Below are 13,339 nucleotides of genomic sequence, written 5' to 3'. Positions count from 1 at the left end.
ATTTCATCTCGTTCCGCCGCCATTCTACCTGTCAAAGAAATCCTCCAAGCCAGCATGCTCACTAAACGTTGAGTTATAAACAACAGTAGCTCGAATTTTCAGATAAGATTTCCCCGCTTTGTCTGTGACCGTCTCATAACTGCCTTGACGCAGAACCACTGATATTTTCTGCTTTCTCTGAAAAAGTTGAGGTGTCAAACGTTCATTGGCTACCAACCGAACTGGGTAACCATAAGCTCCGTCCATTTCAAAATAATGCCCCTTGATTTCGTTGAAGTCTGTGATATAGCCCGAAGCAACTGTTCCCGGGCCAGCATCAATAAAATCTCTGACAACCGCTTCCGGATCTTTTTCCAAAGAAAGTCGCTCTCCAACTAAGTTGGGGGAGTTCCCCTCAATTCCTAGGCGTTGTCGTTTGTCGTCCGCCTGTTCATAACGGCCGCGCAAAAATTTGAAATCCACCAACTCTCCGATAGCTGCATAATCTTCTGTCTTCAAAATGCGCGAATGATAACGATAGCTAAAAAGTTTGTTGGGAATAAAAACCCGTTCCAGATTGGCGGTCAGCACAAAAACACCATTGTCAGAAATATAGTTAATCATGCCCTTTTGCACATCATGGATAGGCGAGTGATCTCCACCTTCTTCCAATTCCTGTAACACTTGACTGTTGAGCAGGTACTCTGCGATATTAATGTCACCCAGAGCCACATATTTATTTTCAAGCGGTTGCTCTTCCTGTTTTTTAAAGACATCGTAACGTTTAGCAAAAACAACCTGCTTCAAGTCAATAATCTTAACTGGAAAAACCTGACCAACCATCCGTCTCAGATCGGCAGGTTGGTAGAAGCCAGCGATATGCTGAGGCACATAAATCGTCAGCCCCTGATATTCTTTCTTGGTTGGCCGACAGATGACAATATCTTCAAAAAAGACCTGTCCCTGACTTTCTGACACATGCTTCGCAGAGTCTATGATTCCTACTGCGCGACAAGAAATGATAGATGAAAGAGCCGCCGTTTCCTTGGCCTTGTTGCCAATGTCATGGCGATTGAAATTCCGTCCAACTGCATTAGCATAGCCTTCCAGACTACGAGGAATCCTATCAGCCGTCTCCAGCCAGTCTTTATCGGTCTCTAAGAGACTAGCCACATATTTCGAATCAATCGTAAGGCCATTTTTAACAACCTTTTTGACATCAGGGTGAGTCCGTTCAATTTCCTTAATTCTTTTCATAACAGCCTTTCTATACCAAAGAATGAGAGTTTATACTAGTATCTATTATATAGAAAAATCCAGCTATTAATGTTTATGATAAAAAGAGACATCTTGCTGCAGCAAAAAAGCTGAGACAGCTTGCCTCAACCTTTAGAGAAAACTATTATACATCTATTTGAATCTAACAGTAAGTGACAACATTACCACAAAAACCGCCAGATCTGATAGCCTAGAAAAAGTGTCAGACTCGGCACTAGCAATGCCCAATAGGGAAAGTGCTTTTTTCGAATGCCAAGCAGCACATAAAAAGTAAAAACAAGATCCAAAATCAACAAACGAACATAATCATTGCCCAGTAAATGATACCAAGAGCTTCCCATGTAGCTCCTCCTATTTCTTACAGTATTTTCACTTTCAGGTCTAATTCAGTAGCTTTGTCCTGTAGTTGAAAGCAATTCCTGCTAAAATTATAGCATATTCTCAACTCTATGCCCATCTATGATCAATACGCATCAAGCAGTAAACAACGCAGACAAGCCTGTCTGCGTTGTTTGTTTATCAACTGATTAATAGACTGTCTTCTCTGTCTCTGGATCAAAGAAGTGCGCTTTATTGAGGTCAAAGCCTAGGTCAATACCTGCACCAGTTTCTAGGTAATCCCGTGAATCCACACGCGCTACAAACTCACTAGAACCCACTTGGCAGTAGAGATGAGACTCTGCTCCCAGCAATTCTGAAACAGAAATCTTGGCATGCACAACTGAATTCGGGAAAGTTTCCAAGAAAGCAGCTTCTGCATTAACATCCTCTGGACGAATACCGAAGATCAGCTCCTTGCCCTCGTAACCTTTCTCCCGCAGAACCTTGAGAGCTCCTTCTGGAACTGTCAAGCGCAGCCCTTCTGCTACAATCTCATTCCCTTCAAGCTTAACTGGGATGAAGTTCATAGCTGGGCTGCCGATGAAGCCGGCAACGAACTTGTTAACTGGGTTGTTGTAGACTTCCTGCGGCGTACCAATCTGTTCCACTCGTCCAATCGTTCCAGTTCCAGCAGGATTCTTGGTCGCTGACATGATAACGATACGATCCGCCAAGGTCATAGCTTCAGTCTGGTCGTGGGTAACATAAATAGTTGTTGCCCCGATACGGCGGTGAATCTTAGCAATCTCCGCCCGCATAGAAACACGCAACTTAGCATCCAAGTTAGACAAAGGCTCGTCCATCAGGAAAACCTTTGCATCCCGAACAATAGCGCGTCCCATTGCTACCCGCTGACGCTGACCACCAGATAAATCAGCTGGCTTACGCTGCAAGAATTCCTTCAAGCCCAGGATTTCTGCTGCTTCGTTGACCCGTTTGTCAATATCTTCCTTGCCGTACTTGCGCAGCTTGAGACCAAAAGCCATGTTGTCGTAGACAGTCATGTGCGGATAAAGGGCATAGTTCTGGAAGACCATGGCGATGTCACGGTCTTTGGGTGCCACATCATTGACCACTGTACCGTCAATAGAGGCAGTTCCTTCTGTAATATCCTCCAAGCCTGCAATCATACGCAGCGTAGTTGATTTTCCGCAACCAGACGGACCAACAAATACGATAAATTCCTTGTCCTTGATATCTAGATTAAAGTCTTCCACTGAGTAGTGGTCGCTGTTGGGATATTTTTTATAGATATTTTTCAGATTTAATTCGACCATAATAAGCCCCTTCTTTTGATTAAAAATATTTTCTTTTAAGCTCTCGTTTGCAAAGCGCTTTCACATTGTCCATTATATCGTTTTTTTTTTACTTTTTCAAGCACTTTTAGTAAAACGTTTGCATAATTTTTAAAAATTTTCTCCATCAAAAAAGAGACCAATAGGCCGCTTTAAAATTTATTCTTCTTTTTTTCTACTACGGAGTGACAATCCAGCTGCGCTTAGAGCAATCTATAAATTATTCCATTTAACAATGTGTAAACTTTTTTAGTAAAAATTCTGGGCTATTTTCTAGATTATTTCAGACAGAAAAAGTAAAATGGTATAGGAGGGATAAAATTATGGCTCTTAATACACGAGATAGGATTTTGGATGCATTTTTTGAATTAGCAGATAAACAGCCAGACAGGCTGCGTTTTACCTTTACAGAAATCGCTAAAAAAGCCGGTTTGTCAAGACAGGCCATTTACAAACGACACTTTAATAACACTACTGAAATTATCGAATACATTCGCCAAGATATGGTAAAGCAAGCCTTTGCTCCCAATTGGAATAGCAACAATTCTGAAGCGGGCTTAGATCCTTTCGCCTTTTTGGCTCAAACGATTCTTCCCGCTATTTATGAGCAACGCCAACGCATTAAAATATTATATACTAGTTCTGTCGATCCCCTGTGGAGCGATTTTATTACTGCCAGTTACAAGGACTGGATCGAGCAGAATCTAAATCTTGACCACCAAAAATTAGGTATTCCTGAAGACCTGGCCAATCAACTGCTGGCCGGCTGGATTAGTTCTCTTATCGAGAATTGGATCACTCAGGATGACCCCGTTCCTTGCAAGCAGTTTTCTAAGACATTTCTCAACCTTGTATCTTCACCCCTAACCAGCTTTGCTGCTTATGATAGTCCAGCTGGTTCTTCAAACAAAATTGTTATCGCATAACCAACTAGAAGAAAAGCAGAGAAATGGCAGAACCAGTCCTTGTAAGGGAAGACTGGTTTTTTATATTAAATTTTAAAAATAATTGGACATTTTCTCTATAAAGTGTTATCATTTTAGTTGACAAACGGTAAACTAGTTTGTTGGAGTCTGCTCTATTTTTTTAGACATACCAGCAAGAACTTAATATAAAAGAAGGAAGGTACTTATGCCCCAAGATACTCGAGACAAAGTCGTCAATGCCTTAATTGAGCTGGCAGAGCAAAATCCTGAAAAGTCTTATTTTACTTTTTCAGAGATTGCTAAACAAGCCGGTCTATCGCGCCAGGCCATCTATAAAAAGCATTTTAGTAATGTTGAAGACATTATCCAATACATCCGCCAGACAATTATGGCTCCGTTTTTGCCCCTGTATGAAAGCTACGAAGAAGGAAATGGAGAAAATCCATTCTGCTTCTTTGCCAAGCATATGATTCCTACCCTCTATGAACATAGGAAATGGATGAAGGTGCTCTACACTACAGCTATCGATCCTTTCTGGAGTGACTATCTATCTACCTTCTTCACTCAGTGGGTCGTACAAAATTTAGAAATTGACTCTAAGAAATTGGGGATTTCGAAAGAGATGGCTACTGAAATTGTCGTCAGATGGATTAATTCCCTCATTGAGATTTGGATCATCAAAGAAGACCCTATGCCTGCAGAGGATTTCGCCAAATTGTTCCTGAATGTAATTTCAACCCCTATGGATCAATTTATAATGCCTCATAGTGAGTCCTAATTCAACTCAAAATTATGAAGCCCGCCTAATTTAGGCAGGCTTTTTTATCTGTAAAATTTCTTACTCTACCAAAGAAAAAAGAGCAGATGTTTTTCTGCTCTCCTCAATATATAAGTTATAAAACTAAAAGCCAAGCTACGTTTAATCTACTCGATAATAGAAGCTGCCTTGCTCGTCAAAGCTATTCATGCCAACACCTGTCCAGATTCTATCTTGGCCAGCATCTGAGTTGTCTGTAAAGTTTTCCTTGTCAGCGACCTTAACTCCCTTAGGAAGAAACTCAATCAGAAAACCTCCGCTTTCTCCGCCGTAGACACCGCCAGCAGCAGTCCCATAGTCTGTCAGTGAAGCTCCGTACAATTCATAAACACTTGAAACCAAGCCCTTGTCATCAAAAACAAGCTGGTTGCCAGAAGCATCCTGCCAGGTTCCTTTAACGCTGGCATAATTGCCATTTGCAAGTGCTGAAATGTCCATCGCTTCCTTCTTTTCCTTGTTTTTTTCTGTGCTTGCACTCTCTGAGCTAGTGCTGCTAGCCGCTGAAGTTGCTGCTGCAGTTGATTGACTGGATACCTGCTCCACAGAACTTGTTACCGAGCCAGTACTGCTAGTAGACGTCTCTGATTGATTCGTAGCACTGCCCTTTGAGCAAGCTGTCATAGCTAATAAAGCAGCTCCTGCTAGTAAAAAAGGTAAAGCTTTTTTCTTCATTTTTCTCCTCTTTCTCACGGTAAGATAAATCATGTGATTAGTAACATTATAGATTATTTTATCGCTTTTTACAAGAAGAATTCTAGCAACTGGGCAGGCGCAAAGCTACTGACTTTATTCATTCAGCTTCTGCCACATCCAGAACCCTGTAGATTGTCTTTGCCAGAGCAACTTCATAATCAGCTGTCCCATAAGGCTTATCAGTCGTGACGTGGGCTGTCTGCTGTTCTAGATCTACCGCCACATCTGACACTCCCTCCATAGATAGGAAGTGCTGGGTGACATGTTTAACACAGTTTTGACAAGATAAGTTTTCTAATTGAACTGTTTGTTTCATAGATTCATTCCTCCGTATATTTAGTTCATTTTAAAGCGTCCTAGACGCAGAGCATTGGCCACTACTGACACTGAGCTCAAGCTCATGGCCAGACCAGCCAGCATAGGATTGAGCAAGGGACCGCCGAAAAGATGCAGTAGACCCATAGCAATCGGGATGCCTAGTGTATTGTAGGCAAAAGCCCAGAAGAGATTTTCCTTGATATTACGGATGGTTGCCTGACTGAGCTTGATAGCCTTGACTACATCCTGCAAATCACTATGCATGAGCACTACATCTGCCGACTCAATAGCTACATCAGCGCCTGAACCGATGGCAATTCCCACATCTGCCTGAACCAGAGCCGGCGCATCATTGATACCGTCTCCGACCATGGCTAGTTTTTTTCCAGCTTCCTGTAAGTTCTTGATAGCAGCGACCTTACCATCTGGCAATACACCTGCGATGACTTTTTGGATTCCAGCTTTCTGGGCAATAGCTGTCGCTGTTTCTTCACGATCTCCTGTCAGCATGATGACTTCTAGCCCCATAGACTGAAGCTCCTGCACAGCCGACAGGCTACTAGATTTCATCTCATCTGCTACCGCTAGAATACCAGCCAGCTGTCCATCTATTGCGACAAACATGGCTGTTTTTCCTTCCTGGGATAGCTCCAACAACTGTTCTTGAAAAGCACTGCTGTCAATGTTCTTTTCTTTCATCAAAGACTCATTTCCCACCAGAAGCTGTCTGTCCTCAACCTGAGCAGCCAATCCTCGACCAACAATGGCCTCAAAATGAATGACAGGCAGCAAGTCAAGTTCCTCCTCTTCAGCTGCTTCCAAGATAGCCTGAGCCAAAGGGTGCTCAGAATGCTGCTCAGCGCTAGCTATTAGCTGCAACAAGTCAGACCGATTCAAATCACTCAAGGGCAGCAGATCCGTCAGACTGGGCTTACCAACTGTAATCGTCCCCGTCTTATCAAGAACAATAGTATCCAGTTGATAAGCTGCTTCCAAAGCTTGTCCAGACTTAATCAGAATTCCATTTTCAGCCCCTTTACCAGTCCCAACCATAATGGCTGTCGGAGTGGCTAATCCCAGCGCACAAGGGCAGGCAATGACCAGAACTGCGATAAAGATTGACAGAGAAAAGCTAAGACTCTCACCAGCTAGAAAATACCAGCCCAGCGCAGACAAAGCAGCCAAGCTCAGCACGATTGGAACAAAATAAAGCGAAATCTTATCTGCTAAAGCCGCTATCGGCGCCTTAGAACCCTGCGCTTCCTCCACCAATCTGACAATCTGAGCTAAGGTCGTATCCGAACCCACCCTAGTTGCTTGGTAGTCAATACTACCATTTTGATTGATTGTTGCACTAGTAATAGTGTCGCCAACTTTCTTTTCAATCGGGACACTTTCACCAGTCATCATGGACTCATCCACAAAGGTCTGGCCCTCTGTCACAAGGCCATCTACAGGCATACGCTCCCCTGGCTTGATACGGATAATGTCTCCAACTCGGATATCCTCCGTATCAATGGTCACAGCCTCTCCATAGCGAATCACTGTCGCCTGACTAGGCACTAGCTCAAGCAGAGACTGAATTGCCTGAGACGTTCTCCCCTTAGCTGAACTTTCCAGATATTTACCCAGAAGAACCAAGGCAATAATCACTGCAACCGACTCAAAATAGAGTTGATGAACAAAGGCATGATAACCTAGAAAAACCTGACTGACCGAGTAGAGACTGTAGAAAAATGCTGCGCTGGTTCCCACTGCAATCAGACTATCCATATTGGGATGTCGCTTGATAAGATTGCGAAATCCTCTCTGATAGAAGCCGCGCCCAATCCACACAGCAGGCAGAGTCAAAAGAAGTTGTGACAGAACGAAGACCAAGGGATGCGCCATATGGTCCAAAAAGCTAGGTAGAGGAAGACCGACCATACTGCCCATAGAGATATAAAGCAAAGGCAGAGCTGTAACCAAAAGAATTAGTAATTCTTGCTTCTTCCTTCGCAATTCCTGCGCTTTCATTGCAGCCTCTTCGCTCACATCGGACGGTCGGTCTTTTCCTTTTTCTTCTGCCTGATAACCAGCCTCGGCTACAGCAGCCAGCACTTGCTGGCTGTCAAATCCCGCCTTAGGAAGCAAACTGAGACGTTCTGTCGCCAGATTGACACTGACATCCTCAACCGTTTCTAAATCTTTGACCGCCATCTCAACTGTCATAGCACAAGATGCACAGGTCATTCCTGAGAGTTTGTATTCTTTCTTCTCGCTCATCAATGCTCCTCCTTTCCGTGCCCGCACCGACACTGACCTTGCGGACAGTGACATTTGATTTCTAACGGAGCTGAAGCCCTTTTCTTATCAATGACTTGGCTGAGCCGCTCCAAGTCCCCTTGGCTGAACTGACTTCTCTCAATCATCGAAATCAACAGTTCTCCATGCTTGGTGTTGCAGATATTATCAAAGAGAGCCTGCAAAGTACTTTCCAGATGATCCGATTCTAAAATCCGAGCATCATAGTAAAACTTACCCTCTATTTTTTCCATAGCGATAAATTCTTTGGTCTTCAGACGATTCAAAAGGGTCTTGATGGTTGCGGGCTTCCATGAGAAGTCTGCTTCCAACCGCGCTATAATCTCTGTACTACGGCTATGTGGATAAGCCCATAACACACGCATCACTTGCCATTCTGCTTGGCTAATATTTTGCTGTTCCATTGTTTAACACTCCCTTATCATTTACAAATGTAATCTAACTCTTTATTAGTTTACATTTGTAATCATAATTTGTCAAGTATTTTTATCGCTAATTTTAAAAATGTAAAAAAGAAGGCGGGATAGTCCCGTCTTCTTACTTTTTTATATTAGTGCGCCAACATCTCTTGGGCAATTTCTTGACCTGTCAACTTACTTGGATAGTAGGTTGGCCAGTTTTCCAGCTCATCAAAGAGTGCTTCCTGGCTCTCGCCGCCATAGAAGATGTGGAAATGAGCTGCCTTGGTCGGTGCAATGTTGTGATCGCTAAACTGAACATACTTGTACTCACCAGCATCCTCGTCTGTCGCTTCAAACATGAAGCGTACCCCTCGATTTCCCTTAGAGTAAGTCAGAGTGTGCTTGCCAACGTATTTATAAGTATATTTCTTAGATTTTCCATCTACCACAAATTCCATGGTCTTGTCTGTGATATTGATATTGGAAATATCTGTCTTGTAGCCCTTGTCATAGTAGTCCTTGTATTCAGCTGCCGTCATTTTTCCAGTCAGCTTAGCCTTGTAGTCAAAGACTTGATCCAAGGTCCCGTCTTTCAGATAAGGGTAAACAGACTGCCACTCACCAGCATAGTCAGACAAGGTCCGATCCTTGACGGCACTGTCTTCAAAGTAGCCGTTTTGGACTGTCTTATCGTCTCCTTCTTTCTCAGCTGCAATCTCCGCTCCCTCTTGGTCAGTTGTCTTCTTGAGAGCCTTTAGATTGGCCTGCATGATAGAAACATAGTCTGCTCCGTCCTTGGTCTGTTCTTCGGTCAAGCTTTCCAGCGGATTCAAGACATCAAGTTCTACTCCTGTTTCCTTAGCTAAAGTGGAAGCCAATGCCTGGGAAGCATTCTCTTCAAAGTAGATATACTTGATCTTATTTTTCTTGATATACTCGGTCAATTCAGCCAAGCGTGAAGCGGATGGCTCACTGTCTGGTGAAAGGCCAGAAATTGGAACTTGCTTCAAACCATAGTCCAATGCTAGATAGTTAAAGGCTGCATGCTGAGTGACAAAGCTCTTTTGCTTGGCGTTGGCCAATCCATCTTCATATTCCTTATCCAAGGCTTCCAGCTTCTTGATATAAGCCGCTGCATTTTTCTCAAAAGCAGCTTTCTTGTCAGGATAAGACTTGCTCAGGCTATCACGGATGTGCTCCACCATTTTAATAGCCCGCTTCGGAGATAACCAAACATGGGGATCATAGGCATGATGATGTCCCTCTTCCCCATGGTCGTGGTCTTCTTCCTCTTCACCGCCAGGCAGCAAGAGCATGTCTCCTGTCGCCTTGATAACCGTTTCTTCCTTATTTTTCAAAGTTTTTAGCGTATCTGGAACCCAAGTCTCCATGTTTTCATTTTCATAGACAAAGGCATCTGCATCCTGAATCGTCGCAACTGCCTTAGCTGAAGGCTCATAATCATGCGGCTCTGTACCTGCCCCGATTAGAAGTTCAACATTGGCCTCATCTCCAGCCACCTGCTTGGTAAACTCATAAACAGGATAAAAAGTCGTGACAATATTGAGCTTGCCATCTGCATTTTTTTGATTAGAACAAGCTACTAAGAAAATACTCAGTAAACCTGCTAATAGTAAGCTAATTTTTTTCATTTTCTGCTCCTATTTCATAAATTTTTTGACCAGATTGACCAGCAAGAACAAGCCGACGAAGATAATCGTAATGCTGGCACTAGCTGGCGTCTCTGCATAGTAAGAAATATAAAGTCCGGCAATCATACCAAAGAAACCAATGGCATTTGCCAGCAAAATAACCGACTTGAAATTTTTCCCAATCCGCAGAGCAATACTGGCCGGCAAGACCATAATGGTCGAAACTAGCAAGGCTCCCGCAGCTGGAATCATGAGGGCAATCGCAACACCCGTCACAATATTAAAGAGGATAGACATGGTCCGCACAGGCAGCCCATCCACAAAGGCCGTATCCTCGTCAAAGGTCAAGATGTACATGGGGCGAATGAAGAGGAAGGTCAAGACGAGCACCACAGCAGCAATGACAAAGAGAGAAATCACCTGCTCCGTACTAATAGTCACAATGGAACCAAACAGATACTGGTCCAGACTCATTGAGCTAGAACTCTTGCCCTTACTCATAACAATCAAGGAAATGGCTAAGCCGGTTGACATAAGAATGGCTGTCCCGATTTCCATGAAATTCTTATAGATAGTCCGCAGATACTCTAAGAAGACTGCTGCGGCAATGACGACAAGCACCGTTGTGAGAGTCGGTGACAGCCCAAGAACCAAACCAAAAGCTACACCTGCCAATGAAACGTGACTGAGGGTGTCACTCATGAGGCTCTGCCGACGTAAAATCAGAAAAGTCCCCAGAATCGGTGAGAAGAGGCTCATGGCAATAACTGCCAAGAAGGCTCGCTGCATAAAATCATAGGAAAATAGATTAAGCATGGCTCACCTCCTGTCCATTGTCGCTTTCATGCACATTGAAACAGCGCCAAGGTGAGTCCTGATTACGCACTAGGTGGATGTTGCGATCAGCATATTTGCGGACTTCCTCCGGATCGTGTGTGATCATCAAGACAGCTTTTCCATGCTGATGAGCACTATGGTGCATGAGCTTGTAAAACTCATCCTTGCTGCCTGCATCCATACCTGTTGTCGGCTCATCTAGGACAAAAATATCCGGATCCGAAGCAAACATCCGAGCAATCACAGCTCTCTGCTTTTGCCCGCCAGAGAGAGAACCAATCCGCTTATCTCGATGTTCCCACATTCCAACCGACTCCAGACTCACTTTGATATGCTCCTCATCATGCTCATTCAAATGACGAAACCAACCCTTGCGCGGATAACGTCCCGACTTGACAAACTCATATACCGTACTAGGAAAACCTGCATTAAAACTAGCAATCTGCTGAGGAAGGTAGGCAATCCGCAATTTCTTGCCTCGCACATTGGTCTTGGAAATCTTCACTTCCCCATGCTTAGGCTGCAAAATACCCAAACTAGCCTTGATAAGCGTCGTCTTAGCAGCTCCATTTTCCCCCGTCAAAGTTACAAACTCACCACTGTCTAGAAAATAATGAATATGCTCCAGCACAGGCTCCTTGTCATAGTAAAAGGAAAGATTATCCACTGTGATATATCTCATTTGCCGATTTCTCCCACCAAGGCTTCCAAAAACTTCGCGATTGTCGCCTGTTCACTAGCAGAAAACTGCTCTGCCAATTTTTGATACGTCTCCAAAGTATGTGCGTGATGATGCTGATGTTCCTTTGCAATCGGCTGAGCTAACTCAGTCAAACGGTAAAAGGTAACCCGTGCATCTCTCTTATCTTTAAAAGCTTGCAGCATCTCTTGCCGAACCAAAGATTTCACAGCCTTAGTCACAGCAGCTTGACTCACATTCAGTTTTTTTGCCAAATCAGAATTTGTCAAAGATTCCTCAGACAAAAGCATCAAAATATGCTCCTGCGTATTGGTTAAAGGCACATCACTCGTGCAAGAACCAATTAGAATCTCATGCTGATTTTCTGCTTTCAAAATAACTTCATTTAAAAATTGATCGATCTTCTGCGCTAAATTAGTCATTTCTTTCCTCCTTCTCTTAACCAGTTAAAGCTTTACTGGTTAATTATACCACAAAACAGAAAAGAGTCAAGAATTTTCAGTAAAAGTAAGATGCTTTTCACAAAAAATATTTAATTATACAATTAGATTCTTAAGCCCTAAATAAAACTCAATCAGAGAATAAAAGGAACAAACCAAGCTGCCTCTTATTAGCATTCTAAATCTTATAAGCCATTTAATAGTGAAATTCTTCCATATCCACTACACTAGTTGAGTATAAATTTACAAGCAAAATCACGATTCAACCTTCCGCTTTAGCTTGAAAATAAATACTAAAGAGACAACAAAAAAACGAAGCTAAAATGCTTCGCTAAACTTAAGCTATACCGGCGGCCGGGGTCGAACCGGCACGTCCGTGAGGACACTGGATTTTGAGTCCAGCGCGTCTGCCAATTCCGCCACGCCGGCTCAAGTTTTTAACTGGGGTAGCTGGATTCGAACCAACGCATGAGGGAGTCAAAGTCCCTTGCCTTACCGCTTGGCTATACCCCAATACTATTAAATAGGCGAGTGATGGGGATCGAACCCACGCATGCCAGAGCCACAATCTGGTGTGTTAACCACTTCACCACACCCGCCATATTTAAACACGGGCAGTAGGAATTGAACCCACACTGAAGGTTTTGGAGACCTTAGTTCTACCTTTAAACTATGCCCGTAAAGGTTATGGAAGGGGAGGGATTCGAACCCCCGAACCCGAAGGAGCGGATTTACAGTCCGCCGCGTTTAGCCTCTTCGCTACCCTTCCGATTATAAAATTATGGCGCGAGACGGAATCGAACCGCCGACACATGGAGCTTCAATCCATTGCTCTACCAACTGAGCTACCGAGCCAACTATTGCGGGAGCAGGATTTGAACCTACGACCTTCGGGTTATGAGCCCGACGAGCTACCTAGCTGCTCCATCCCGCGTTATTACTATTCGTCCCTAAGGAGGATGTGGGATTCGAACCCACGCACGCTTTTACACGCCTGACGGTTTTCAAGACCGTTCCCTTCAGCCGGACTTGGGTAATCCTCCGAATATATAGTCCGTACGGGATTCGAACCCGTGTTACCGCCGTGAAAAGGCGGTGTCTTAACCCCTTGACCAACGGACCATAATACTATTGAAATGGGCACGAGTGGACTCGAACCACCGACCTCACGCTTATCAGGCGTGCGCTCTAACCACCTGAGCTACGCGCCCAAGTTCGAAAACTTGGTATGAACTTTCGTTCAAAGCGGGTGACGAGAATCGAACTCGCGACAACAGCTTGGAAGGCTGTAGTTTTACCACTAAACTACACCCGCTTG

Annotated in this window: 13 protein-coding genes and 11 tRNA genes; 2 read left to right on the top strand and 22 right to left on the bottom strand. The window is 43.8% G+C overall.

Going from position 1 to position 13,339, the window contains the following annotated elements; translation table 11 throughout:
* Positions 1 to 24: 24 nt before the first annotated feature.
* From HMPREF9389_RS07700 to HMPREF9389_RS07710, 3 genes are all read right to left on the bottom strand, one after another.
* Positions 25 to 1,236 carry a hypothetical protein gene (locus HMPREF9389_RS07700; RefSeq protein ID WP_002928840.1) on the bottom strand — a complete coding sequence of 404 codons (1,212 nt, stop codon included), beginning with the start codon at positions 1,234 to 1,236 and terminating at the stop codon, positions 25 to 27.
* A 182-nt stretch (positions 1,237 to 1,418) separates the two neighbouring features.
* Positions 1,419 to 1,598: a hypothetical protein gene (locus tag HMPREF9389_RS07705; RefSeq protein WP_002928838.1), complete on the bottom strand. Its 180-nt coding sequence runs from the start codon at positions 1,596 to 1,598 to the stop codon at positions 1,419 to 1,421.
* A 186-nt stretch (positions 1,599 to 1,784) separates the two neighbouring features.
* On the bottom strand, positions 1,785 to 2,915 hold the full coding sequence (locus HMPREF9389_RS07710) for an ABC transporter ATP-binding protein (protein ID WP_002928835.1): 1,131 nt from the start codon (positions 2,913 to 2,915) through the stop codon (positions 1,785 to 1,787).
* Positions 2,916 to 3,256: 341 nt separating this feature from the next.
* On the opposite strand from HMPREF9389_RS07710, the gene HMPREF9389_RS07715 reads away from it, so the two are divergent.
* Together HMPREF9389_RS07715 and HMPREF9389_RS07720 are read left to right on the top strand one after the other, a co-directional pair.
* The gene (locus tag HMPREF9389_RS07715) at positions 3,257 to 3,859 is read left to right on the top strand and encodes a TetR/AcrR family transcriptional regulator (protein WP_002928832.1); all 603 of its coding nucleotides are present in this window, start codon (positions 3,257 to 3,259) and stop codon (positions 3,857 to 3,859) included.
* Between the two features lie 205 nt (positions 3,860 to 4,064).
* Complete coding sequence (locus tag HMPREF9389_RS07720) at positions 4,065 to 4,637, top strand: TetR/AcrR family transcriptional regulator (RefSeq protein WP_002928829.1); 573 nt, start codon at positions 4,065 to 4,067, stop codon at positions 4,635 to 4,637.
* Between the two features lie 141 nt (positions 4,638 to 4,778).
* Here the strand turns inward: HMPREF9389_RS07720 and HMPREF9389_RS12085 are convergent, their stop codons facing one another.
* The 19 genes from HMPREF9389_RS12085 to HMPREF9389_RS07815 form a co-directional block, all read right to left on the bottom strand.
* Positions 4,779 to 5,381: a DUF6287 domain-containing protein gene (locus HMPREF9389_RS12085; protein WP_002928823.1), complete on the bottom strand. Its 603-nt coding sequence runs from the start codon at positions 5,379 to 5,381 to the stop codon at positions 4,779 to 4,781.
* 85 nt (positions 5,382 to 5,466) lie between these two features.
* Entirely contained in the window at positions 5,467 to 5,685 is a 219-nt protein-coding gene (locus HMPREF9389_RS07730; protein ID WP_002928822.1) for a heavy-metal-associated domain-containing protein, read from the bottom strand.
* 20 nt (positions 5,686 to 5,705) lie between these two features.
* Positions 5,706 to 7,952, bottom strand: coding sequence for a heavy metal translocating P-type ATPase (locus tag HMPREF9389_RS07735; RefSeq protein WP_002928821.1), 2,247 nt, complete (start codon positions 7,950 to 7,952; stop codon positions 5,706 to 5,708).
* Positions 7,952 to 8,395, bottom strand: coding sequence for a CopY/TcrY family copper transport repressor (locus HMPREF9389_RS07740; protein ID WP_002928820.1), 444 nt, complete (start codon positions 8,393 to 8,395; stop codon positions 7,952 to 7,954). Before HMPREF9389_RS07740 ends, HMPREF9389_RS07735 begins: the two co-directional genes overlap by 1 nt.
* A gap of 146 nt (positions 8,396 to 8,541) precedes the next feature.
* The gene (locus HMPREF9389_RS07745; RefSeq protein WP_002928819.1) at positions 8,542 to 10,044 is read right to left on the bottom strand and encodes a zinc ABC transporter substrate-binding protein AdcA; all 1,503 of its coding nucleotides are present in this window, start codon (positions 10,042 to 10,044) and stop codon (positions 8,542 to 8,544) included.
* A gap of 9 nt (positions 10,045 to 10,053) precedes the next feature.
* On the bottom strand, positions 10,054 to 10,860 hold the full coding sequence (locus tag HMPREF9389_RS07750) for a metal ABC transporter permease (protein ID WP_002928818.1): 807 nt from the start codon (positions 10,858 to 10,860) through the stop codon (positions 10,054 to 10,056).
* Positions 10,853 to 11,563, bottom strand: coding sequence for a metal ABC transporter ATP-binding protein (locus tag HMPREF9389_RS07755; protein WP_002928816.1), 711 nt, complete (start codon positions 11,561 to 11,563; stop codon positions 10,853 to 10,855). Before HMPREF9389_RS07755 ends, HMPREF9389_RS07750 begins: the two co-directional genes overlap by 8 nt.
* The gene (locus HMPREF9389_RS07760) at positions 11,560 to 12,003 is read right to left on the bottom strand and encodes a zinc-dependent MarR family transcriptional regulator (protein WP_002928813.1); all 444 of its coding nucleotides are present in this window, start codon (positions 12,001 to 12,003) and stop codon (positions 11,560 to 11,562) included. Before HMPREF9389_RS07760 ends, HMPREF9389_RS07755 begins: the two co-directional genes overlap by 4 nt.
* A 363-nt stretch (positions 12,004 to 12,366) precedes the next feature.
* Positions 12,367 to 12,450, bottom strand: a tRNA-Leu gene (locus tag HMPREF9389_RS07765).
* A 12-nt stretch (positions 12,451 to 12,462) separates the two neighbouring features.
* Positions 12,463 to 12,534, bottom strand: a tRNA-Gln gene (locus tag HMPREF9389_RS07770).
* A 13-nt stretch (positions 12,535 to 12,547) separates the two neighbouring features.
* A tRNA-His gene (locus tag HMPREF9389_RS07775) sits at positions 12,548 to 12,620 on the bottom strand.
* A gap of 10 nt (positions 12,621 to 12,630) precedes the next feature.
* Positions 12,631 to 12,701 (bottom strand) — tRNA-Trp (locus tag HMPREF9389_RS07780).
* Between the two features lie 8 nt (positions 12,702 to 12,709).
* A tRNA-Tyr gene (locus HMPREF9389_RS07785) sits at positions 12,710 to 12,790 on the bottom strand.
* 13 nt (positions 12,791 to 12,803) lie between these two features.
* Positions 12,804 to 12,876, bottom strand: a tRNA-Phe gene (locus tag HMPREF9389_RS07790).
* Positions 12,877 to 12,881: 5 nt separating this feature from the next.
* Positions 12,882 to 12,955: transfer RNA gene (locus HMPREF9389_RS07795), tRNA-Met, on the bottom strand.
* 19 nt (positions 12,956 to 12,974) lie between these two features.
* Positions 12,975 to 13,064: transfer RNA gene (locus tag HMPREF9389_RS07800), tRNA-Ser, on the bottom strand.
* A gap of 7 nt (positions 13,065 to 13,071) precedes the next feature.
* Positions 13,072 to 13,143, bottom strand: a tRNA-Glu gene (locus HMPREF9389_RS07805).
* A gap of 15 nt (positions 13,144 to 13,158) precedes the next feature.
* Positions 13,159 to 13,232 (bottom strand) — tRNA-Ile (locus HMPREF9389_RS07810).
* 33 nt (positions 13,233 to 13,265) lie between these two features.
* A tRNA-Gly gene (locus HMPREF9389_RS07815) sits at positions 13,266 to 13,336 on the bottom strand.
* Positions 13,337 to 13,339: the final 3 nt, after the last annotated feature.

The sequence above is a fragment of the Streptococcus sanguinis SK355 genome, from assembly GCF_000212855.1.
In the GTDB taxonomy this organism is placed as follows: domain Bacteria; phylum Bacillota; class Bacilli; order Lactobacillales; family Streptococcaceae; genus Streptococcus; species Streptococcus sanguinis_A.
This window is presented reverse-complemented; position numbering and strand designations above follow the sequence as displayed.

Excerpts from the sequence above, each read along its gene's own strand:
- HMPREF9389_RS07700 (WP_002928840.1), bottom strand. The coding sequence starts at position 1,236 with ATGAAAAGAATTAAGGAAATTGAACGGACTCACCCTGATGTCAAAAAG.
- HMPREF9389_RS07705 (WP_002928838.1), bottom strand. The coding sequence starts at position 1,598 with ATGGGAAGCTCTTGGTATCATTTACTGGGCAATGATTATGTTCGTTTG.
- HMPREF9389_RS07710 (WP_002928835.1), bottom strand. The coding sequence starts at position 2,915 with ATGGTCGAATTAAATCTGAAAAATATCTATAAAAAATATCCCAACAGC.
- HMPREF9389_RS07715 (WP_002928832.1), top strand. The coding sequence starts at position 3,257 with ATGGCTCTTAATACACGAGATAGGATTTTGGATGCATTTTTTGAATTA.
- HMPREF9389_RS07720 (WP_002928829.1), top strand. The coding sequence starts at position 4,065 with ATGCCCCAAGATACTCGAGACAAAGTCGTCAATGCCTTAATTGAGCTG.
- HMPREF9389_RS12085 (WP_002928823.1), bottom strand. The coding sequence starts at position 5,381 with ATGATTTATCTTACCGTGAGAAAGAGGAGAAAAATGAAGAAAAAAGCT.
- HMPREF9389_RS07730 (WP_002928822.1), bottom strand. The coding sequence starts at position 5,685 with ATGAAACAAACAGTTCAATTAGAAAACTTATCTTGTCAAAACTGTGTT.
- HMPREF9389_RS07735 (WP_002928821.1), bottom strand. The coding sequence starts at position 7,952 with ATGAGCGAGAAGAAAGAATACAAACTCTCAGGAATGACCTGTGCATCT.
- HMPREF9389_RS07740 (WP_002928820.1), bottom strand. The coding sequence starts at position 8,395 with ATGGAACAGCAAAATATTAGCCAAGCAGAATGGCAAGTGATGCGTGTG.
- HMPREF9389_RS07745 (WP_002928819.1), bottom strand. The coding sequence starts at position 10,044 with ATGAAAAAAATTAGCTTACTATTAGCAGGTTTACTGAGTATTTTCTTA.
- HMPREF9389_RS07750 (WP_002928818.1), bottom strand. The coding sequence starts at position 10,860 with ATGCTTAATCTATTTTCCTATGATTTTATGCAGCGAGCCTTCTTGGCA.
- HMPREF9389_RS07755 (WP_002928816.1), bottom strand. The coding sequence starts at position 11,563 with ATGAGATATATCACAGTGGATAATCTTTCCTTTTACTATGACAAGGAG.
- HMPREF9389_RS07760 (WP_002928813.1), bottom strand. The coding sequence starts at position 12,003 with ATGACTAATTTAGCGCAGAAGATCGATCAATTTTTAAATGAAGTTATT.